Genomic DNA, 22510 nt, shown 5'->3' on the forward strand with positions numbered 1-22510 from the left:
TGGAGGGGCTAGTGCTGCTTGTGCAATGTCTCCTGCTCCGGTTCGGCGACCGTGACCCGGTTACGGCCCGATACCTTGGAAAGGTACATGGCGCTGTCTGCACTGCTGAGCAAGGCGCCGAGCTCAGTGGCAGGGGCCTTCGCGAACGCTAAACCTATGCTTGCGGTGACCGGGTGTTCATCATTCACACGCAGTTTGGCTATCAGGGCCCGCAGGCGCTCGGCAACCTCAATCGCCGTGTCTGGCGGCGTATTGGGCAGCAGGATGGCGAACTCCTCGCCGCCCAGCCTGCCGGCAATGTCGTTGTCACGCAGGCTGGCACTGATCGCTGCACCGATGCGTTGCAGCACCTGGTCGCCTGCGGCATGCCCGAACGTGTCGTTGATCTGTTTGAAATGGTCGACGTCCAGCATCAACACGGCCATGAATGTACCCGCATCCCTGCACTGGACGTGCTGCGCCGAAGCGTTGTCGAAAAAAGCACGTCGGTTGTTCAGGCCGGTCAGTTCGTCCGTGCACGAGGCCACCATGGCAAGCCGATGCGCGCGTTGCATTTCGTGTTTCAGGCGCCAGGCCGTCGTCAATGCCGAGGACAGGCTTTGCGTCGCGCTGACCACGAACCAGGCGAACACCAGCACCGCCAAGGCTATCCCTTGTTGCAGCGTAGAAGGTTGCAACAGTAGCCAGCCTGTAGAAGGCAGCAAGACCAGGCCCATCGACACCAGGGTCATGTTGCGGTAGGAGGAGTAACACGACACCGCGCTGACAGACATGCCGACGGCAAACAACATGATCAGCGTCTGCCCCAGCGCGTCGTCGGTGGGCATTACGGCAAAGGCGCCCCAGCCCCAGATAGCCGCCGACAGCATCAGCGTGACCCAGTAACGCCACTCCCAGCGTTCGGCCGTGCGCTGGTTGGCCGGTGCTCGCAGATAGGCGAAGAACATGGCGGTACGCACGCCGGTCGACAGGCCCAATAACGTCATCCACACGATGACCCTTTGCGGGTCGAAACGCTCCCAGCCCAACCAGCACAGCATGACGGCGGCCAGGAAGCTGCCAAGCACAGCGGGCGCCGACTGGACAAACAGCTGTTCAAGCCGATCCCTCCGTACGGAGTAGGCTATTTCATCGCCGGGATCAAGGTTTGTCATGGCTGGCGCCGCCGCGTGTGACCGGTAGCGGATTCTGGCACTTTGACGGCGTCCTGGAAAAGCCTCCTGGCGTTCACATGTGATGCCCTTCGCCCTGTTCGATTGCTGGATTCAGAAAGCGTTGCGGTAAGTAGTGGCAGTGCAGCACAGGTTATCGCCACGGTTACGGCACCTGCGACGTTTCCCGTATTTCACGTCGTTGCGCGGATCCTTTTCTTGATCGAAGGCTGCCTTGGCTACACAGTTTCCCCTCGCAAGTTCAATCACGAACATAGCGTGTTTTCCGGCACTTCGAAAGCCAATTGATCGCGACGGCCAACAAGCGGTCGAGCAAGCCAAGGCCACTGAGGGCGTTGCCCGAGCCACTGGCGCCGACCAACGTGCAGGCTTTCAGAAGTCGAACGTCACGCCGGCATACAGCGCACGACCGTCACCCGGGGCGTGCAGGGAAGCCTCCGCACCATCCGGGTCGTACCACACGTACTCATAGTAGCGGTTGGTGAGGTTCTTCAACTGCAGGTCCACGCTCATGGTTTCGCTGACCTTGTACGTTGCACCGAGGTTCATCAGTACGTAGCCGCCATACGTACCTTGGGTGTTATCCCGCTCCAAGTAGTAGTTGGTCTGCCCGTTCGCCCAGGCAGTCAGTTGCAGCGCGGGAGTGGCCTGGTAGCTGATGCCGGTGTTCCACAGATGGTGTGGCACGTGATCGATTTCCTGGCCTTTGCTGCTTGGTAACGCGCTGCTGGGCTCAAGGATCCTGGAGTACTGCCAGGAGTAGGACATCCACACCTCGGTGCGTTCGTCCGGGTGCAGGTTGACCTGCAGGTCATAGCCCCAGCGGCGTGTTTCGCCGACGTTGTCCGACTCGCCGCTAGGGTCGTTCAGGCGACGGCTCACTTCGCCAGAGGCGTCCTGACGCCAATAGGCCACGCGGCCATCGACCCAGCTGGCCGGGGTGAACTTGACGCCGGTTTCCCAGCCTTCGTTGATCGAAGGGTCCAGGTCCTCGTTGCGCGGCGGCACCTTGTAGGCTGCGGCGCCCGTCCCGACCTGGAAGGTGCGGCCCCAGTTGGCGTAAACGCTGGCGAACTTCCACGGCGAATAGACAATGCTGAGCTTGGGCTGCTTGATCAGCCCGTAGTCGTTGATGTCGTAGTCCTGCCCGATCATCTTGTTGGTGAAGTCACCACTGATCTTGTCCACCCGGTAGGCCGGCACGATCTTCAGCGATTCGAACGGCTCGATCTCCGCCTGCACGTAGGCACCGACCGTGTTGAAGTCGAAGTCCTGGTCGCGTGTCTGCGCCTGGCGTACACGCTCCACGGTGCGGTAGCGTTCGCTGCGATTCTGTTGCTTCTGCACATCGCTTCCGCCTTCAAGGGCAAACGCATGCAGCCAGTCCACCTGTGGTCGCCAAGTCAGCGAGGTAATGGCACCGTACTGATCCTCGTAGGTGTCACGTTCCTGCTGTGAACTGGTGCGCCAGTACTGCGTCCAGCGACGGTCGTCATAGGTGTTGAGGTAGGTCTTGGCCGACCAGGACAGGGTCTGCGCCAGTTCGGTATCGAAATGCAGGCTGACCTGGTTCATCCGCCGCGTGCCCTTGTCCGTGGCGTTGTAGTCGTTGCTCATGCGCGGGTGGTGGCGGGCGTTGTCCTCGGTGAGGTAGCCGGCCTCCTGCGCTTCGGACTCGTAATGGCGGGCGATCAGGCCCACGCGGTAGTTGCCATCGTCCGGGGTGTAGAACCATTTACCGCCGAAGCTGTAGCGTTCGGTGTCGGCATGGTCGCGGTAGCCGTCGACCTGCTGGCGGGCGAAGAAGTAGTTCTGCGTCCAGTTACTGGTCTCGATGCCCTTGGCCAGTTGCACCTCGCGGGTGTTGAAGCTGCCATAACGCATGCGCGCTTTGTTGTAGTTGCCGCCGGTACGGGTATTGATGTTGACGTTGCCCGCAATGTTGTTCAGGCCATAGCGCGGGTCGCTGGTGCCGCGCACCACCTCGATGCTGTCGATGTCCATGGGGAACACCGAGTCGATGAAGGGCATGTTGCCGTCATTGGTGTTGCTGGGAATGCCGTCGATCAACAGTTTCACGGCGTTGATTTCGCCTTCGCCATTGAAACCGCGGAACGAAAGCTTGCCGGAGGTGGTGCCTTGGTTGAACTCGGTGAGCATCACCCCCGGTGCCCGGCGGAACAGCTCCCAGCTGTAGGCAACAGGCATCTTCTCGAGGATGTCGCCGCCCAGAATATCCACCGAACTGAGCACGCTGGTTGTGGCCAGGGGGCCGCTGTCGGTGCCGGTCACATTGACCGCGCCGAGGGTGAGTACCGAGTTTTCGGCAGGCAGTGTTTCAGCGATGGCAAGTGACAGTGGGTTGAGGCCGAACAAGGCGAGCACGGGCAATACGGCGCGTGCGGTGCAACGGGACGCAGGCATGTGTGGTTTCCTGGCAAAAACGGTCGGGCAAGGTCAGGCGTCGTGCAGCGCACGCCATGACCACAAGACAGCAGCGACGGTTTAGGCCAGGGGTGAGGCGCGGGGATTCAGCCGAGGCCACTGTTCTCGTGGCAGCGGCAAGGCATGACGGTCTCCCAGTAGAAGGTCGGCCGGCCAGTAGCGGGGGAACAGATGGCGGTAGTAATCACCGCCTGCCAAGGCATGGCTGGCATGGCCACAACAGCAGTCACCACGCTGATGCTTGGGTTCAGGGGAATGGTCGAGTTGCGGCAGGTCTGCCTTGAGCTGGGTCAACAGTGACTTGGGCAGGCTCTGGGCACCGTGCAGGCTGCAGAAGCTGCCAAATATCAACGACTGGCTGTCGATGCGGGGTGCCTGCAAGGCACGGTCAAGCGGCATCGCCAGCAGGTTGAACAGCAGGGCGAAGCAGGCGAACAGACAAAGTTGTGCACGTGCACGTGAGAGCATGAGTCACCCGACCGAACGTGGCGCGAATTGAGCCGCATCCGTTGCGGGCTGTATACATTGCGTGGCAGGCCATTTTGTCGCAGGTGCACCACGCTGAGGGCTCAATGACTGCGCATGCTGGCGGCCACCCTGAACACCCGCATCAGCCAGGCGAACAGGCGCAGCGCCTTTAGCGGCTGTTGCGCCCAATGGTCGGGCAACTCGGCGCAGCACCCCGCCGGCAAAGCCGGCAGGTGGGCAAGGCGCTCGGTCGGTGTCAGCTTGGGGTAGCCGCCCTACAGCATGGCAACCCCAGAGACGAACCACCGCGCCATGAACAGGCAGGCGACGATGCCCAGCCAGCGGTGCCACAGGTACAGCTGGCTCCACGCTCATCAGTAGCGCCACTGCACAGCGACTTCCAGGCTGCGCGGTTCACCCAGGTAGTACTGGGTGTTGGTCTGGTGGATGAAGCGGGCATACACCTCGTCGGTGAGGTTGCGCAGCCGCGCGCTGACTTGCACGTGCTTGTCCAGGTCGTGGGTCATGGACAGCCCGTAGACGGTGTACGACGGTACCCATGCGGTGTTGGCGGTGTTGGCGTACACCGATGAGACATAGCGGGCATCGGCCCCGACCTGCCAGCCGGGCGCCAGGTCGTAGGTCAACCAGAGGTTGGCCACGCGGTCGGGGATGTTGACCGGGTGCTTGCCCTTGCGCGAGTACACCACGCCGCCGATGGTCTCGTTGAACTCATCGTATTCGGCATTCACCCAACTGAAGTTGCCCGCCGCCAGCAGCTTGGACGTGACCTTGAACGAGGCTGCCAGCTCGATGCCGGTGGAGGTCTGCTGGCCCGCCTGCTCGGTGGTGTTGGGCACGGTCGAGGAGGGCACGGAGATATCCTTGCGCACGATGCGATACGCCGCTGCCGTCGCCGAGCCGCGGCCGTCGAGGAAGTCGAACTTGCTGCCTACCTCGACCTGACGGCCGGTGCTCAGGTCGAAGTCGCCGACCTGGCTGATCGAGGCGCTGGTCAGGGTACCGCCTGGTGGTTCGGCCGAGGTGCTGTATTGGGTGTACAGGCTGACGTTGGAGGTCAGGTCATAGACCAGGCCCAGGCGACCGGTGATGGCGTCCCAGCGTCGGTCGAGCCTGGCTCGCGCCACATGGTCTACCACGTCGAAGTCGATATGGTCGTAGCGCAGCGCGGTGATCAATGACAGTTGATCGGTCAGACGGGTACGGTTCTCGACGAAGGCCGAGGTGGTGTCGGTGGTGGTGGTTCTGCCCTTGGTCATGGGCGCGTCCATGCCGGGGATATCGAGGAAGTGCCCGGGTTCGAAGCTATTCGGGTCAACCGTGTCGAACGCCCCTTTGGACAGCGGGTAGTTGGTTTGCTGGTTGGTGCTGTAGTCCATGCCGAACGCCCAGTCGCTGGCCAGGCCGAACAACTGGCCCTGGTGGGTCAGCTCCAGCTTGTTGCCGTTGACCTCCTGGTCGTGCCGCTGGCGATAGCCGCCGGAGCGAGCGATGGCGCTGTTGTCGGCGTTGTAGCGATACACCTCGAGATTGCGGTAATCGCGCTGGCCGTTGTAGTGGTAGAAGGTATTACGCAGTTGGGTGTTGTCGTCGAAGCGGTAGTCGGTGATCGAGCGCAGCCACCGGGTGCGCTGCTCGTAGCGACCATCTTCGACGTTGTAGTTGTTGAAACGGTTGTGCTTGTCGATGTGCAAGGTACCGACCAGTGGCTGCAATACGGGTGAGCCCCAGTAGGGGCTGTCCTCTTGCTCTTCCAGGTACTCGATGGCCAGCGTGTGCGAGAGCTGGTCGTTGATGTCGCTAAGCAGCGAGAAGGCCAGGTTGCCGGCCCCATTCTCCTGGCGATCGATATAGCCGTTGGTGCTGGTGCGGCTGTAGTCGAGGCGTGCATAGTGGCGTGGGCCGTCGCCCGTGTTCAGCGCCTTGTTGAAGGCAACCGACGTTTCCATGGTGTCGTAGCGTGCATAACTGACGCGCCCTTCGAAGGTGTCTTCGTCACGGCTTGCCAGCCGGGTGATGAAATTGAGGCTGCCACCGACAGCGCCGCTGCCGTTGAGGAAGGAGGAGGGCCCGCCGAGCAATTCGACGCGGTCATAGATCCAGGCGCCCACCGGGCGCGCCGCGCCGCCATACTGCAAATTGATGCCATTGAACAACTGGCTGATCTGGGCACCGTTGAACCCTCGGTACGCCACATATCCTCCCCAGCCGGGCGGAGCCGAGGCGTTAACCCCGGGCAGTGCATTGGCGGCGTCCTGGAAGTTACGTGCGCCAATGCGCTCCATGGTCTTGCGGTCGGCAACGCTGACGGAGGCGGGGTTCTCCCTGGCGCTCAGGTTCAGCCGCGAGCCGCTTTCGATGGGGCGATCAAGGTCAAGGCGGGTTGCCTCCGTGGGTTGATTGGCTGTGGCCGTGACATTGCTGGCCGGCAGGGTCAGGGTGTCATCCTGCGCCCAGGCACAGGTTGCGCTGCCAACGAGCAGCGCCAAAGTGGTCATGCGGAACATGCAAGGCTTCCTGGCTGAAATCGGTGAGCACACGCCCGCTGCCGATCAGGCGGCACGGGGACGTGGCGATGTCAGAACGCGAGAAGCGAAGCGGGAGAGGCGCGGGGATTGACCAGTGGCCAGCGCTGCTTGGGCAGGCGTGGCGGAGGTTGGTTGGGTAAAGGGCTGCCCGGCTCGCCGGCGAGCAGGGTCAGCAGGCCGAAAAAGACGGCCAGCAGTGTGGCGCTGAACAGGCTGGCGATCACGCAGTCACCGCCGGCAGGCAGGCTCGGATCGCTGAAGTCTTGCTCACCTTGGACCATGCCGCTGCTGTCGGCCGCGCACCAGGCGGCATCATCCAGGCCAGCCAGGCGCAACCCGGCCATTTGCCCATGGCCCATGGCGCACAGCAACGAGCCGAACAGGATGCTGAAATACAGCACCCAGGCGACCTGTGATCGTGTGTGGTGGGCCAGCTTCATTGCAGGACTCGGCGTGACAACTGAATGATCAGGTTTAGAGGTTGGCGAGGGATTCTACATGTTCTGGTGCATCTGAACAGGGGGGATTTTTCAAGCACGAATAGTCAATCGGGTACTGTCGGGGGAGGGCTATCGCAGCAATGTCGGCTTCATGTACAGGCCCACCGAGACTCAGTGCTCACCGATGAGTTCGGCAGCAAGAGCGCGGCGTTCGTAAAGCACAAGTCCACTGCCCGCGTGTGCAAACAAGCGCGCGGCATGCCGGCTGCAGCCGGGTTAAAATGCGCAGGGGTAACGAGATGGGCGACACCCTCGGAGAGGTAGGCCGCCACGCCTGTTGTTGCCAGTATGGGCGTGGTGAGATCCGGCCCCGAGTCAGTTCAAGCATGATGGCCGAGGCAGTCAACGCAGCGCGTGTGTGATCGATGGGAAGCTGCAGTTGTTCATAAGCTGTTCCTTCAAAACCTCCACCGCTTTAGGCCTTCTGGGGTTGGACTTGTAAAGCAGGACTACCTGGCGCATGTAGCGGTCAGCGTCCGACACGGGCGTTGCCTGTACGTCGTCAGTTTTCAATCCCGCCCATAGCGGGACGACGGAGGCCCCCATACCTTTTGCGACCATGATGTAGATTGCATCTAGCGCATCCAGATTGCAGAGGACATCGGGTTGCAGGTTATTGTCATTCAAGTATTGCTGTGCAATCTGCCCACCCCAGGCATTTGAGTCATATCGAATCAGGTTTCGACCAAGAATCGTCGAGCGGATGTCGCGCTTGTCAATCGGGTCTTTGGTCAAAAGCATCAGGGGTTCTTCTCGAAGCACCTGTACACGAATGGTTTTGGGGACGGTGAAGGGCGGACATACCATGATTCCCGCATCGAGCTCTCCGCAGGCTACTTGTTCGTAAAGACTGCGCGAGTCCCCTGGCGTGATGCGTAGCCTCAGTTGCGGGGCAATACTTGATAGCTGATTCATGGCCTCCGGCAATAGGCCTGTCAACGCTGTAGAAATCGCGCCGATTTTGAGGTACCCGGACAGGCTACTGGTGTCCAGATCCTCTTTCAGCTCTGCTGCCCCCTGGATCAGATCTCGAATTTTCGGCAGCAACGACAGGCATTTCTCGGTAGGTTCGACAGCGTGTGCGCTTCGGTTCAGGAGTTCGCACGCCAGCGATTTCTCGAGTGCTTGTATACGTTGGCTGACTGCAGGTGCGGTCAGGTTTTCCCGTCGAGCAGCCGCTGCAATCGAGCCAGTTTCTATCACCGCCATCAGGCTTTCGAGAAATCGAGTGTCCAAAACATTTCCTTTCGCTGAGAGATGGAAAAATGCGCTTTAGCACGTGCGCGAGGCTACGCTAACCTCCCCAAAAGTTCTATCACGAAGCAAAGAGGTTAGTTATGAAATCGTTATTTCATGTTTCGTACCACGTCACAGATCTCGAAACGTCTCGTAACTTCTACGGTAACATTCTCGGCTGCAAAGAAGGCCGTACGAGTGAAACTTATGTGGATTACGATTTCTTCGGTCATCAGATTTCGCTTCACAAAGGTGTTCCTTTTCCAACTACCCGTACCGGTAAAGTCGGCGACCATGAAGTGCTGATGCCGCATATCGGCTTGGTGCTGCATCTGGATGACTGGTTCGCGATGGCAGACCGCCTGGCGCTTCATGGCGTGCAGTTCGACATACCGCCGGTTGTACGATTCCCGGGCCAACCTGGGGAGCAGCGAACGATGTTTTTCCTGGACCCCAGTGGCAACCCGATCGAGATCAAAGGGTTCAAGGACTTTGAAGGTGTATTTGCCACCTGATTGGCATAAACCTTCGGGACGCGCCTCCCGCTTTGTCTGCGTGAGATAAGAGGCGTGTATCGATGAGTGGCCACTCAATAAAAATAACAGGCTCCAACGATGTGTTTGGCATTTTTGCCGGCCAATGTACAGTCCAAATTATAATAACTGGAGGACGTATGGCGAAGACTAGTCTGGTGACTAGAATTATTGTAGGTCTTGTGCTTGGGGTTGTAGTGGGGGCACTTCTCAATTTCTTTCCCGAGTACAAAGCCTGGATAATCAGTAGCTTTTTGCAACCCGTCGGCGATATTTTCATCAAGATGATGAAGATGATTGTCATACCCCTTGTATTCGCGTGCATGGTCGGCGCGATTGCAGGCAATGGTGATAGCAAGGCGATAGGGCGGGTAGGGGTGAAAGCCTTGTTCTACTTCTTTGTCGTGACCAGCATCGCAATTGTGTGTGGCCTGCTGGTTGGCAATCTTGCGCAGCCAGGCGTAGGTGCTAACTTGACGACGCTGACAAACACCCAATCGCTCTCGCTTCCCTCTACCTCGGAGAGCACAGGGTTTGCTCAAGTCATCCTCAATATCATCCCGGACAATATCGTCGGTGCAATGGCGCAAGGAAAGCTGTTGCCTGTCCTGTTCTTCTCGGTCATGTTCGGCTTTGGGCTAAGTGCTCTGGACAAAGAGAAGAAAATGCCGTTGATCGCGGTAGTCAATGCCATTTCCGCGACGATGTTCAAGGTGACGCATATCGTGATGCACTACTCACCCATCGGGATCTTTGGCCTGATCGGCGTGACGGTAGCCAACTTCGGGCTTTCCGCGTTGCTGCCTCTGGCAAAACTGATTGCCGTCACCTACGTCGCCGTCATTCTGTTCGGCGTGGTCGTGCTGGGCGGCATCGCGAAGGTTGCAGGGATCAACATCTTCGACCTGATCAAGGCGATCAAGGATGAGTTGATCCTGGCGTTCAGTACTGCCGCCTCGGCGACTGTCATGCCCCAGCTGATTGAAAAGGTCGAGGCCTACGGTGCGCCGCGTTCGATTGCTACGTTGGTTATTCCTACGGGTTATTCCTTCAATCTGGATGGCGCATCGCTGTTCGTGGGCATCGGCACGCTGTTCATCGCGCAGCTGTATGAAATTCCCCTGAGCTTGGCTGACCAGGTGATGCTGATCATCATCATGGTGCTGACCTCCAAGGGCGCAGCCGGCGTCCCGGGTGCCATGTTCGTGATCTTGACCGCTACGCTGACCAGTGCCGGTCTGCCGGTGGAAGGTATTGCATTCATCGCCGGAGTCTATCGCTTGATGGACATGCCGATCACGGCGCTGAATGTCTTGGGCAACGCACTGGCGCCTCTGGTTGTGGCGAAGTGGGAGAACCAATACCGGATGCCTGCTGCCCCGGAGGTAGCGCCCGAGGAGCGCCCGCAAGTGTTGACCTCTTCATTTAGCGCTGGGGGCTCGGCAAACGCGACCTAGTGTGTTCATCAACATGATCGCCCTGCATGTGATGCAAGTGCCCATCATGCAGGTAATCGACAGGCCCATCGTGTTCGATTGCCGTGTGGCCGCAGCTGGGCTTGTGCCAATGGTCATGGTGCGGATGCTGGTTGCAGGCACTCATTCCGAACGCCTCCAACTGCCATACCTCGGCCGTCACGGCCGAGGTAGGTCGCTTATGTTACTCGTGGTGCGGCTCACCCAGGAACGTCAGTGAACTGAACAGGCTCTGCTGGGCGACGGGGCTGCCGTCTGCCATTGGCAGGGTAGCCTGGGCCGCGATGATGTTGAGTCCTTCATTGCGTACGGTGATACGTGCCCGCCCTTGCTTGTCGGTGGTGGCGCTGACCTGATGAGGGGCGCCCCGGTAATCGCCCTGCAGCGGGATATCCGCAGCCGGATTGCCATCGAGCAGTACCTGCACTTCCAGCGTCTTGCCTGGCCCGACTTGCACAGGGTCGCTCAGGGGGATAATCGCCAAACGCAGCATGTCCAGTTTCGGCAAGCGAGCACCGCGCTGGTAGATTGCCAGGCTGTACTTCAAGCTGTGGGTGGAGGCGATCGCATCCTTGACGTGGGTGCGATCCTGATTGACCCATTGCCTGTCCGGGCGCTGCGACCAAGGCCCGTTGTCCAGCAGCACGGCAAGTGCCGCAGGCGGGGTAAGTGGTTGCAGCACGGCATGATCCGCCAGGCGCCTGACCGTGACCGGGACCATGTTCCCGGCCGCGTCGAACGCCCAGGCGCGCTTGATCTTTTCCGCTTTGTAGGCGTTATCCTCGGCGCCGTGGCCGTACACGGCCTCGATATTGCCACGTCGCTCCTCGGTCCACAGGCCGTGGGCGCCTGCGTTGACGCTGACCATCAGGGTCAGCAGGGAAGCGACTTTCAACGATGGATGCATGATGGTTCCTCGGTTCAAAGGCTCAGGGTCAGGCTTACACTGAAGTTGCGTGGCTCCCCGGGCAGCACCCAAGCGCTGTTGTACGAGCGTTCGTAGTACTTGCGGTCGAACAGGTTGTTGAGGTTAAGGCCGACGGTGACCTGTTCGCTGGCTTTGTAGTGCGCCAGCAGGTCGACCGTGCTGTAGGCGTCCAGGGTGAAGTCGCTGCCGGCCTGGCCGGAGCGTTCGCCGACGTAGTTCACCGCTGCGCCCACATCCGAGCCGCGCAGGGCACCGTCCTGGAATTCGTACACACCCATCAGGCTGCCGCTGTTACGGGCGATGCCGAGCAAGTCGCTGCCTTTGGGTAGGGCTGCGTCGCCTTTGGTGACCTCGGCGTCGATGTAGGCGTAGGCGCCGATCACTCGCAACGCGTCGGTCAGCTGGCCGCTGAACTGCAGGTCCAGGCCTTGGCTGCGCGCTTCGCCCGCCGCCACGCTCTCGCCAAGGGCGTCTGTGGTGATGACGTTCTCCTTGTCGATATGGAACAGGGCGATGGTCGCGCCCAGGCGGCTGTCGAGAAGGTCGAGCTTGACCCCGGTCTCGTAACCCAAGCCCTTTTCAGGCTTGTACACCTGGCCCTGGGTGCCGATGGTGTTGGGTTTAAACGAAGTGGATGCGTTGGCGAACACGCCGACTTGCGGGGTCAGTTGGTACAACACCCCGATGCGCGGTGTGGCAACGTCCTTTTCCTGGCTGTTGCTGAGACCCGTGGTGCGGTTCTGCGAGGTCTGTTCGAAGCGCTCCAGGCGTACGCCCAGCAACCCGCGCAGGCGCTCGGTGAAAGCGATCTGGTCTTGCAGGTTGATCGCGTAGCTTTCAGTGTGCTCGAAGAAGTCGTTGGCACGGGTGATGGCTGGCTTCGGCTTGCCGTATACCGGGTTGTAGATATCCAGCCCATACGCTGCGGAGGTGGCGCTTTGCGGGTACTTCTGGCTGTTGCGGTAGTTTTCGTACTCCAGCCCGACCAGGGTCTGATGCTGCCAGCCACCCAGCTCGAACTGCCCGTGCAGCTCGGCCTGGGTGATGTTGTCGTTCCATTCGAAGTCGCGTTCGCGATAGAAGCGCGTGATGGTGGTGCCCACCAGGGCCTGGGGTTCGGAGCTGTTGCCCTTGAGCGTACCCTGGGTGTAGTGGTTGGCCAGGCGCAGCGTCCAGTTGTCGTTGAGCACGTGTTCCAGCGCCACGTCGAGGGTCTGGTTGTCGTTGCGGATCTCGCCGTCATTCGGCTCGCCAAGGAAGGTCGAGCGCTTGACCGACCCCATTTCGCCGTTGACCGCCGGAATGCCGCGGTCGAACACCGACTCGGTTCGGGAGAACTCGGTGTCGATCATCAGTCGGGTGTCGGGTGACAGTTGCCAGCTCAGGGAGGGGCTGACGATACGGCGCTCGCTGCCGACATGATCGCGGAAGCTGTCGTTGTCTTCGACGGCGAGGTTGATCCGGCCCAGCAGATTCCCCTCGCTGTCCAGCGGCGAGTTGGCGTCCAGGGCGGTGCGGTAGCGGTCCCAGCTGCCTGCGCTGAGCGTGAGCGTACTGAAGGCTTCGGCCTGGGGGCGCTTGGTGACGATGTTGACCAGCCCGCCAGGGTCGCCACGGCCGTACAGGCTGGCAGCCGGGCCTTTGAGCACTTCGATGCGTTCGATGTTCGACGTGTCCGGCGCGCTGTAGCTGCCGCGGTTGATGGCGAAACCGTTCTTGTACAGCTCGCCCGTGGTGAAGCCGCGCACACTGTAGTTGAGGAAAGTCAGGCCGCCGAAGTTGTTCTGCCGCGACACGCCGCCAGCAAAGTCAAGGGCGCGGTCGATGCGGGTGGTGTTGAGGTCCTTGATCACCTGCGCGGGCACGACGTCGATACTCTGCGGTGTGTCGCGCAGGTCGGTATCGGTGCGGGTGGCGGTGGCAGAGCGGTTGGCACGATAGCCTTGCACCGGCCCGTCGGCGCGTTCTTCGAGGTAGGCGTCGGTGATGGAGGTTTCGTTCAGCAGCAAGGGTTGTGCCGCTGAAATCGGCTGGCCGAACAAGCCCAGCGTCAGGCCGGCCAGAAGGGGGGCACGAGGATTCACGTAAAGTCTCCGTTTTTCACGCTATAACGTTGCAATTTTGGGTACGTCCTGACTTGGGCACTGTCCACGAGCTCGAAGGGGATCGACGGATACACCATCAGGCTCGACGGTGTGGGCTGTGCAGGCCGCACTCGATGCCAACATCGATGCCGCGCGCTGCTTCGGGCGGTGCTGCATCACAGATGACAAGAAACCCTTGCGAGTAGAGCGGCCCGTCTTGCGTCAGGCCTGACAAATGAATCCTGATGAGAGAATGTTCATGTGTTGGGATGCGCATGTTATTAGATGTAATAACATAACGCCAGTGGTTAGCGCTCATTACCGGTTGCAAATGATTCTTGTTGGTCAGGCCCAGATGCCTGCGGGGCGGACCAGGCCGAGGCATCGTGCGGGTGCAGGCTTTCCAGGTGGCGAACGTGCACTTGGCTATCGCGGTAACCCTGCAGGCTTACCTGAATACGCCGCGCAGCATCCTCGACAAACATCAGGTTCTGCCCGTTGAGTGCCGCGAAAGCCTGTTCGTCAGCCCGTTTCACGGCGGTCTGAACCGGCGTGCGCAAGGCGCCTTCGACTTGGTCGATCAGGCCCAGCAACCCGAGATTAGGGGCATCGGCAGGCACCGCGACGCGCACCCGAGCTTCGCTGCGCTGGCTATGCGGCGTCGCCAGCGACGCATTGCTGCGCAGCCACTGCGCGACGGCGCTGGCTTCGAGCAGCGGCTGGTCCTTGAAGGTTCGCAGGAAGCCGTCCTCAATCAATTGTCGGGAGAGAGCGGCCGAGCACGGGCAGGTCGAGGAGTAGCCGATCCTGACCTCGATACTCAGGTTCAGTGCCCCGCCGACCTTCGTGGCGAGCACGTGAACCGGGTACGACTTCCAGCCAGAGAGGCCCTCGGTCACCAGCGCAGGGCGGCGAGCCAACAAGTCGAAATCCAGGCGCAACCTGGCATTGCGGCTTTCGCAATCCTGATGGCTGTCGATCATCTCCTGCAACAGCGCAAAGAGACTTGCCGGCGACACCGCCGCAGCCTGCCCCCAGGCGTCCAGCAGGCGATACAGCCTGGACATGTGAATGCCTTTGACGTGCGGTGCCGGCAGGTCGACCTGGACATCCGACCGGGCATGTAGCTCGTGCTGGTAGGTCGCTTCTTCGATCCTTACCGGCAGGTCGATACCCTGCATGCCGACCCATTGCAACGGGCTTAGGCTGGGGGCCAGGTCGGTGACGGAAACGTCGGGTAATGCTGAGCTCATCATGTCTATCCAGTGGTGGGAGCCTTGCACGTAGCAGCAAGGGGTATGAATCAGTTCCAGCCGGGGAAGGGGTTGGTCAGCTTCATCCAGCCTTCCGTTCCCTGGGCCCGGTTCGCAGGCGAGCCAGAGGTAAGGCTTAATGTGGATAGTTATAACATAACATTAAGGTCAGGTTGCAAATCATGTCCGTGCTCTTGAGCAGGCAGAGGCAGGAAGCCGCTTCGCCTGTGGCTGCTGGAGTGGGAGAAAACTGCTGGACAAGATCGACGCTGGCCTGGACCGCGTTGCCCGGGGCGAGCTGAAACGTAGTCGCTCGGGCAATTTCCATGTGCAGGAATGTCACACAATACCTGCGCATCACCAAGGAATTGCACGGTCAACGCTTTGTGGTTCGCTGCCTGACGTGTCAGGGAAAAGAACGCTATGGGTGACGCCACTATTCCTTGAACTTGTCCTGATTGAATGTGCAGATTTAGTGTTTGCTGTTGACAGCGTGCCTGCAATTTTTGCAATCATGCAGGATCCGTTCATCGTTTATACGTCGAACATCTTTGCAATTCTCGGCTTGCGAGCGCTCTATTTTGCATTGGCTGCGATGATCAGTCGCTTTGTTTGCCTTAAGTACGCCCTGGCTCTGGTGCTTGTCTTTATCGGCGCGAAAATCTTCCTTCATGGCGTTGTGGGTAAAGTACCAGTCGAAATATCGTTGAGCGTTACCATCGGCCTTCTGATTGGCGGCGTGTTGCTTTCGCTTTGGAAAACCCGAGCGTCCGCTAACGCTCATTGAATGATTACGGCCGTTGACCGGCAGGACAAGGACACGCTCCGTAAGCATGGCATCGTGGCCTGCGCGTCCAATTACGAACGCCATGGGGACTCGTCCGAGTGGGTGATGACAGTGGCCGAGGCAATGCAGTAACGATCGCCTCTTGGGCCTTCACACTCGGTCAGTTGTCCCCGCAGGTTCAGTTTGTACGCGCTGGCCTAGCGCTCAGGTGCAGCTTTCTGCGTGGCGGCGCTCACGATGACCCTGAACGGACAGAGCATTATGTGTTGTCCTATGGGACAGCGGCGCAGTCTGTGATAATGGGGAATGAAAAGGGCCCTATCATGTTGACCATCTCCAATAACGTGCATCTGCCGGATGCCGAAATCGAACTCACCTACATCCGCGCGCAAGGCGCGGGCGGGCAAAATGTCAACAAGGTATCCAGCGCCGTGCACCTGCGCTTCGACATCCCGTCTTCATCGTTGCCCGAGTTTTACAAGGCGCGGCTGCTGGCGCTGCGTGACAGTCGTATCACTGGCGACGGCGTATTGATCATCAAGGGCCAGCAGTACCGCACACAGGAGCAGAACCGTGCGGACGCTTTGGCGCGTCTTGCCGAGTTGATCATCAACGCTGGCAAGACCGATAAGAAACGTCTCCCCACCAAGCCGACCCTGGGCTCCAAGACCCGCCGCCTCGAAGGAAAAGCCAGGCGCAGCGCTGTCAAGGCGGGTCGGGGGAGGGTGGAGTTCTAGTGTGGTGTTTCACAAATAACGACCATAACTCGCGGCGCTTTTTGCGCTCATGCGGCGTTGTCGCTCCTCGCCGTAGCTGGGCTACGACTCGTCGCGACGCCTTGCTTGAGCGCAAAAATCGCTCGCGAGTTATTGGCCGTATTTGCAAAACACCACACTAGGCTCTGTCAGTTGCGGTAGTCGTAATGTCGGCTGAGTGGGCCATGCAGCGCTGGGATCTTCTACCCCGCATCGGCTACTGACCTGGATGATCTGCGTTCCTACAGGCCCGTCGTGTCTCCGCACGGAACCTGGGCGCGTGTCAGCGTAGATAACTTTCTACTCGCCAAGGTCAGGCTGGAGGGTTTCAAATTCAGGCATCTCTAAATGAGACATTGGCGGTGTGGCGCTTGCACTGCAACAGGAAAGTGGAGCAGGTGGCCCTGATTTTCATTTCGGTTTGAATTTAAACTGCGTTAGGATGTTCTAAAGGTCACCTGTCCAACTTCGGAGTATCCCCATGTCGCGTCTGGCAGAATTTAGACAACTTGAGCAAAAATTGGCCGCCCAGTTGGCCGAACTGGAGGCCATGAAAGGCAGCCGTGAGCTTCAGAAAGAAATCGAGTTTGAGACCAAACTGCGCGATCTGCTGGGCCAATATGGCTATAGCCTTCGTGACATCATCAACCTTCTGGATCCACAGGCCAGTCGCCGTGCCGCACCTGCTGCCGCAGAGAAAGCACCTCGTCGCGCTCGTCAGGTTAAGCAGTACAAGAACCCGCACAACGGCGAGATCATCGAGACCAAAGGTGGCAACCACAAACTGCTGAAGGAGTGGAAGGCTCAATATGGATCTGATGTGGTCGAGTCTTGGGTTTCCTAAGTTCGATCAAAGACGCAAAAAAAGAAACGACCTCAGAGGCCGTTTCTTTTGCCCGTGGATTGGCAGGCTGTATCCCATGGTTTCCTCGACACTTGCCACGCTCAGGAAATGGCGTTTCTCCTAGTGACCTGCGGCCAAGGTTAGCGTCGGTATGAAAAGCCTTGAGACGGCTTTTCATACAGCGCCTGGAAGGCTGCTTGCAGACGGCCTGTAGTGATTGATGTCACTCGGGTAACGCATACACCCTGAACAATTTCTTCACGATATCGTTGGTCCCTCCCAAGTATTTGTCGTAGTCCTTTTCAATGGAGCCCGAACGATAGGCTTCGCTCAAGGCCGTATCGACCAGCAGGCGGAAGTCGTCGTCATTGCGCTCCACCATCATCGCCACCGGCGAGTACTCGAATATGCGGTCCAGGAGCATCAGGTTTTTGGGAGCCCCTTCCTTGGCTATTTCGTTTTTCAGCAACATGCGCTCGGCAAAGAACGCGTCCGCCTTGCCGTCGGCGACCAGCTTGATGCCCTCATCGTTGTTGGCCACGGTAACCAGTGAAGCGATTACACCAAGCAGGCGCATCCTTTCGCGAATCCAGTCTTCGGTTACACCGCCCTCAATGGTGGCGTATGTGTGGTTGGCCAGACCGCTGTTGATGCTTGCTCGCCAGGTCGGTCCGCTATTGGCGACTTTGCCATTGAGTACATTAAGCAGCGATTCGGGGGCATCCTTGCGCACCACGACAGAGAGACCGGCGGTGTAGATCGGTATGGCGTAACTGATCGTCTTGCGCCGTTCCAGAGTGGGCGGAGTCGGCGTGCAGAGAATATCGACTTTCCCCTGGCTCACCGCACTGACCTGCTCGTAAACCGTAACCGGCTGGTAGCGCACTTGCAGGTCCGGCAGGCCAAGTTCGCGCTTGAGCTTGTCTGCAACTTTAAGGCACTGCTCGATGGCATAGCCGCTGGCTTTGTCGCCTTCCTGCGTGCTGAAGGGGGCCAGGTCTGGCAGGTAGCCCATGGTGAAGCTGTGGCTGCTGCGCACGCGTTCAAGTGTGGAGGCACTGGCCATCAAAGGCAGCGTCAAAAACGCCAGAGCGAGCAAAAAACGGGTGGTTTTGATAAAGGGTACGTTCATGTCCGGTTTCCCCGTATGCAGATGTCTGTGCAGTCCTGGCTGCCGCGCCTAAGGATTGCCGGCCCCGGCCTGTTCGGCTGGCAGCGTGTCGGTGAAACGCTTGGCGAGGAAACCGTAGAGCAGGTAACCGAAGGCCAGTACCAGGGTGCCGCCCATCACCGCATCCTTGCCGCAGGCATACAGGGCATACAAGGAGTACGTCACCGCAACCAGCAGCACTACCAGGTTGCGCGCGTAGATCGTCGTTGAGACACCGGCCTTGTACATGATGACCAGCAGACCGGTCAGCGCGGTTAAATATGGGATGAGGTTAGTCACCGCCGCCAGGTTGACCAGCTTGCTGAACTGGGCGGCGGCATCCGGTGAAATGGTCGACAGGGCCATCAAGGTTTGCAGCACGCCACAGACGATCATGCCGACGACAGGGGCGTTCATGGTGTTGACCTTGCTGAAGAACTTGAGGAACAGGTTCTGGTCGGCGGTCATCTTGGCAGTTTGCGCCAAGGTAAATTGCCACCCCAGCAGCGAGCCGACACATGCCATGACCGCCAGGGCCATGACGATATGGCCTACCAATGGATTGAACATCGTGGCGTAGACCAGCGCGAAGGGGGCCGTGGACTTGGCCAGATCGGCATTGGGAATGATGCCCTGGATGACGGTGGTCGACAGTATATAGACACCGGCAGCCCCCAAGGTGCCGAACAGGCAGGCCAGTGGCACGTTGCGCTTGGGGTTTTCCACGGCATCGGTGGCTTGGGCCGCCGACTCCATGCCCAGGAACGCCCACAGGGTCAGAGGAATGGCTTTGGCGATGGACTCGGAAATCGGCAGATCGTTAGGGTTCCAGGCGGCGACCAGTACATCGGGCTTGAACCAGAACCAGCCGATGATGCAAAGGCCTGCTACCGGAATGATCACGCCCCAGACCGTGAAAGCACCGATCTTGCCGGTGATGCCGGGGCCGCCGAAGTTGGCGAAGGTGGTCAGCCAGATTAGCCCGATGGTGCCTATGCACAACGGGATGGCACCACTACCCAGCCAGGGCAAGAAAGCGGTCATGTAGCCCACCGCAGAGATGGCCACGGCTACGTTGGCGATGGCCAGAGACAGGAAGTACAGGTACGAGCAGAGGAAAAAACCCGACTTCGCGTGAGCCTCTTCGGTGTAGGCGGACAACCCGCCAGAGCGTGAGCAGAAGACGCCGCACTGGGCAAAACAATAAGCGATGGCCATCGAGCCGATTGCCGTGAAAAGCCACGACAACAGCGAGACGGCACCCAGTTGAGCCATGTTGGTAGGCAACATGATGATCCCCGAACCCATCATGTTGACTGTCACCAGCGTCGTAAGCCCGACCAGGCTCATTTTTTTGCTTGAATCAGCCATCGCAAACTCCTTGCCGCGTTCAATGTTTTGAACCTTGGTCCGGCAACGTGCAACGCGTGGCCGAATAGGGGGCTAATGCTCAATGCTTGACTACGTAAACTCTGCAGGGTGGGCGCACCTGGCAGATCTCGCTTGATCTTGACAGCAGGTTGGCAGGTTCAAAGCCCGGGAAAGGGCCATCGAACAGTGCTATCGCCAACAGGTAATCGACGATGGATTGCTTACGGCGGGTACTCCGTGGCGGTGCGGCGTTGCGTCGTTATCAGCGTGAACTCGATTAACCGTTAACAATTGATAAAGATCAATGATCCTTGCCTATTTCACTTCGTCCAACCGGCAGCGCCTTTGATATGACCTTGGCGGGTTATGGATAATGACTGTCACATCAGTTAGCGGGTACGGTGATCACCGGGGCTTGCGGCGCCACGCCTGTTTCGGCAAGAGAGAACAGTACCAGTATGAACAAGAACTCCGATTTGGATTTCATGTCGTGGTCGTCGATCCAAAACCAATAGTCGCGATAGTGCACAGCAGCATAGGCATCAGCGGGTCGCTCTTCGCTCGAATGGATGCGAACCAGAGGATCGTCCCACGGACTGGGATGATCGGGCACGGGAGGCATGGGGTTTGCTCGCCCATCTTGCAAATGCGCGGCAGGGGCCTCGATCGTCGCGGCGAGTTCCAAAAAGATTTCTGACATGGAGCGTGTCAGGAGCGCAATCTCGGTATCGCTCCTAGATACCATACCGAAAGTCAGTGTCAGTTCATCCTTGTCGGGCCGCAAGTGAAGAATCTTTCGTACGGTACGGCGATCCTTCTCCACATCATCGGGGATGTCACGTTCGATCATGAGCACTTCGCTTCTTTCGTTGGCGCGGGTACTGACTCTTACACCCAGCGATTCCGAACGCTGTATCCGCCTTAACGCATCCAATAGCTCATAGAAACGTGGATCTGCGGCACGCAAGCGTGTAGGCGATACCGATCGATTGTACACACCATTCGCTGCTCGGACGGTCAATTGCAGCACGCGGTCGACCGGGTAGCCTGCCTGAATAAGCGAAAAAACGGCCTCAGGAGATAAGGGTTGCAACAAGTAGCGTGAGAACCGCTCCCCGGAAAGCGGTGTATAGCTGATTGTTGGACGATCTGTGTAAACGCCGGATGCGCCTATGGCCTGACTGCTACCGTCGTTGGGCCATCCCGAAAACCAGCCTGCTGCGAGGTTGACCTGACTTTGTATGGCGCTGGAGCTGATCACCGAAGAGACTTCCAGATACACCGGTGCATCGGCGTAGCGCAACTTGACGATATTGAGCAGTGTCTGTTCTTTCCAGGTCGTGGCAATCACCGTGCCGTAGTCTGTGCGATCGCGCTGTATCGAGGTCGGCCCCAGCGTACCGCAGCCTCCGACGTAGCACGCCGTGGCGAGCAGTACCAACAGGCGGATACGGTGCGGCAGGTGCGTGATCTTCGGCACAGAGGTCTGGTGATCCATAGTGTTGCCTCATGACGCATTTTTTGTGGGCCTCAGATAATGGCATTCAGCGCGTTCGGTTAAGGCAACAGCACGGGACGGCAGTGTCAGTCTTCTTCTCTCAATGCTTTGATCCGTCCGGATTTTTCTGCGGCTACCAACGCGGCATAGTCTTTTGCATTTTGCTTTGCATAGGTCATGACAAATTTGCCGATGGCCTGATCGAAGGAGTCCGACTTACCCAAATAGCCGCTAATCAGTGCCGCATCCCCGGATTTTGCATGGGCACGCGCGAGGGTACGACCGCATAGCTCGGCGTACAGCTTCATTTGTGTGGTCGTTGCGCCTTCGATCGGCGCAGACATTTTCATGTCTCGCAACTGCCGCACAAAGAAATGGCGGCCTTTTTGGCCTTGCGTCCAGCCCAGAAAAATGTCGCTGGAAGACTGCATCAGCCGCTGCCCTGTGACAATGCGTTGCCCCTGGTTCTCGTACTCGCTTTTTCCCGCGTAAGGCCCCAACACGGAAGGACACGCTTCCTTGAATTGCAGAAGCAGGGGGTGGTTCTCCGCGGAAAAGAACAGGCCGACAAAACAATAGGTGCCGACGCTCCCTATTCCGACGGCTTTTACGGCAAAGTCTTCGAGACGGTACCGATCAAACAGTATGCGGCGTTCATGGGGTAGCGATAATCGATAGTCTTGCAGTGCCGCATGCACCCGTTTTTCAAAGTCCTTTTCATAGATATGAAACAGAACAGGGGGTTGATCGATCAGGCGTCGACGGCCCGCCACTTCACTGCTGATCATGGGATAAAGGTAATCGCCGACTCGAACCTTGGCTTTTTCTATCAATTGCTCACGGTTTTTTTTGATTTTGGCATTGGGGGCCATATCGATGATCGTTTGTGCATCCAGGTGGTCATACCAGACCTCCAGCGGGCTCAATTTCGAAAGCTCGCGTAGACGTTCCCGGTAAGCTTTAACGGATTTGACGGCGATCGCGTGGGCATCTTTTTCGCTGAGCCTGTTATCTGCAGCTGCGACGGCGAAGCTGATCGCCAGGCGTTTGACATCCCACTCCCAGGGGGCGGGAAGGGTTTCGTCGAAATCATTGATGTCAAAAATCAGATTGCGCTCGGGTGTCGCGAACAGTCCGAAGTTCAACAGGTGACAATCACCGCACGCCTGTACCCGAATGCCGGTGTTGGGGAGGCTGGCCAAGTCATGAACCATCAATCCCGCAGAACCGCGCAAGAAGGTGAAGGGGCTGCGCAACATGCGTCCATAGCGCACGGGCACTAGACTGGGGAGTCTATATCGATTGGACGCTTCAAGGAGATCGATAGGGTTACGATGCTTGCGCGGTGGTTTCCACACTGCGTGAGATGAGTGTGGCAGGCTCTCGCGTATCCGCTCTCCTGCGTTCAGGCGTTCTTTTCGCGAGCGAAAAGTCGGCTCGTAAATTCCGAACTTTGGTTCTC

General features: G+C 58.9%; 17 protein-coding genes and 2 pseudogenes. 5 read left to right on the top strand and 14 right to left on the bottom strand.

Going from position 1 to position 22510, the window contains the following annotated elements; translation table 11 throughout:
- Positions 1–8: 8 nt before the first annotated feature.
- The 7 genes and pseudogenes from KW568_RS14290 to KW568_RS14320 form a co-directional block, all read right to left on the bottom strand.
- Positions 9–1067, bottom strand: a complete 1059-nt coding sequence (locus tag KW568_RS14290; protein ID WP_004374892.1) for a diguanylate cyclase — start codon at positions 1065–1067, stop codon at positions 9–11.
- Between the two features lie 477 nt (positions 1068–1544).
- The gene (locus KW568_RS14295; RefSeq protein WP_004577560.1) at positions 1545–3596 is read right to left on the bottom strand and encodes a TonB-dependent receptor; all 2052 of its coding nucleotides are present in this window, start codon (positions 3594–3596) and stop codon (positions 1545–1547) included.
- An 81-nt stretch (positions 3597–3677) separates the two neighbouring features.
- Positions 3678–4085, bottom strand: a complete 408-nt coding sequence (locus KW568_RS14300) for a DUF2946 family protein (RefSeq protein ID WP_004374888.1) — start codon at positions 4083–4085, stop codon at positions 3678–3680.
- A 194-nt stretch (positions 4086–4279) separates the two neighbouring features.
- Positions 4280–4399: pseudogene (locus KW568_RS14305) on the bottom strand (hypothetical protein); the annotation flags it as partial.
- Positions 4400–4459: 60 nt separating this feature from the next.
- Positions 4460–6613, bottom strand: a complete 2154-nt coding sequence (locus tag KW568_RS14310) for a TonB-dependent siderophore receptor (RefSeq protein ID WP_004577559.1) — start codon at positions 6611–6613, stop codon at positions 4460–4462.
- A 71-nt stretch (positions 6614–6684) separates the two neighbouring features.
- The gene (locus tag KW568_RS14315) at positions 6685–7074 is read right to left on the bottom strand and encodes a DUF2946 family protein (RefSeq protein ID WP_004374882.1); all 390 of its coding nucleotides are present in this window, start codon (positions 7072–7074) and stop codon (positions 6685–6687) included.
- A gap of 402 nt (positions 7075–7476) precedes the next feature.
- Positions 7477–8370 (bottom strand): LysR family transcriptional regulator, encoded by an 894-nt coding sequence (locus tag KW568_RS14320; protein WP_004374880.1) that lies wholly within the window; start codon positions 8368–8370, stop codon positions 7477–7479.
- A 101-nt stretch (positions 8371–8471) separates the two neighbouring features.
- On the opposite strand from KW568_RS14320, the gene KW568_RS14325 reads away from it, so the two are divergent.
- A complete protein-coding gene (locus KW568_RS14325; RefSeq protein ID WP_004577558.1) occupies positions 8472–8885 on the top strand; it encodes a VOC family protein in 414 nt (137 codons plus the stop codon).
- A gap of 158 nt (positions 8886–9043) precedes the next feature.
- Complete coding sequence (locus KW568_RS14330) at positions 9044–10360, top strand: cation:dicarboxylate symporter family transporter (protein WP_004577557.1); 1317 nt, start codon at positions 9044–9046, stop codon at positions 10358–10360.
- Positions 10361–10562: 202 nt separating this feature from the next.
- Here the strand turns inward: KW568_RS14330 and KW568_RS14335 are convergent, their stop codons facing one another.
- From KW568_RS14335 to folE2, 3 genes are all read right to left on the bottom strand, one after another.
- The gene (locus KW568_RS14335; RefSeq protein WP_004577556.1) at positions 10563–11285 is read right to left on the bottom strand and encodes a DUF4198 domain-containing protein; all 723 of its coding nucleotides are present in this window, start codon (positions 11283–11285) and stop codon (positions 10563–10565) included.
- A 14-nt stretch (positions 11286–11299) separates the two neighbouring features.
- Positions 11300–13390: a TonB-dependent siderophore receptor gene (locus KW568_RS14340; RefSeq protein ID WP_004577555.1), complete on the bottom strand. Its 2091-nt coding sequence runs from the start codon at positions 13388–13390 to the stop codon at positions 11300–11302.
- 308 nt (positions 13391–13698) lie between these two features.
- A complete protein-coding gene (gene folE2, locus KW568_RS14345) occupies positions 13699–14643 on the bottom strand; it encodes a GTP cyclohydrolase FolE2 (RefSeq protein WP_004577554.1) in 945 nt (314 codons plus the stop codon).
- Between the two features lie 353 nt (positions 14644–14996).
- On the opposite strand from folE2, the pseudogene KW568_RS14350 reads away from it, so the two are divergent.
- From KW568_RS14350 to KW568_RS14360, 3 genes and pseudogenes are all read left to right on the top strand, one after another.
- Positions 14997–15430 (top strand): annotated as a pseudogene (locus KW568_RS14350) (TerC family protein); the annotation flags it as partial.
- A 323-nt stretch (positions 15431–15753) separates the two neighbouring features.
- Positions 15754–16167: an alternative ribosome rescue aminoacyl-tRNA hydrolase ArfB gene (gene arfB / locus KW568_RS14355; protein ID WP_004577552.1), complete on the top strand. Its 414-nt coding sequence runs from the start codon at positions 15754–15756 to the stop codon at positions 16165–16167.
- A gap of 499 nt (positions 16168–16666) precedes the next feature.
- Positions 16667–17029: a histone-like nucleoid-structuring protein, MvaT/MvaU family gene (locus KW568_RS14360; protein ID WP_004374858.1), complete on the top strand. Its 363-nt coding sequence runs from the start codon at positions 16667–16669 to the stop codon at positions 17027–17029.
- Positions 17030–17252: 223 nt separating this feature from the next.
- On the opposite strand, the gene KW568_RS14365 is transcribed toward KW568_RS14360, so the two are convergent.
- From KW568_RS14365 to KW568_RS14380, 4 genes are all read right to left on the bottom strand, one after another.
- Complete coding sequence (locus KW568_RS14365; protein WP_004374856.1) at positions 17253–18161, bottom strand: amino acid ABC transporter substrate-binding protein; 909 nt, start codon at positions 18159–18161, stop codon at positions 17253–17255.
- Between the two features lie 48 nt (positions 18162–18209).
- Positions 18210–19550, bottom strand: coding sequence for a putrescine-ornithine antiporter (gene potE / locus KW568_RS14370; RefSeq protein ID WP_004577551.1), 1341 nt, complete (start codon positions 19548–19550; stop codon positions 18210–18212).
- A 385-nt stretch (positions 19551–19935) separates the two neighbouring features.
- Positions 19936–21048 (bottom strand): hypothetical protein, encoded by a 1113-nt coding sequence (locus tag KW568_RS14375; RefSeq protein ID WP_004577550.1) that lies wholly within the window; start codon positions 21046–21048, stop codon positions 19936–19938.
- Positions 21049–21134: 86 nt separating this feature from the next.
- Positions 21135–22307: a DUF2252 domain-containing protein gene (locus KW568_RS14380; protein WP_004374849.1), complete on the bottom strand. Its 1173-nt coding sequence runs from the start codon at positions 22305–22307 to the stop codon at positions 21135–21137.
- Positions 22308–22510: the final 203 nt, after the last annotated feature.

The sequence above is a fragment of the Pseudomonas sp. HD6515 genome, assembly GCF_024971855.1.
GTDB classification, from domain to species: domain Bacteria; phylum Pseudomonadota; class Gammaproteobacteria; order Pseudomonadales; family Pseudomonadaceae; genus Aquipseudomonas; species Aquipseudomonas alloputida.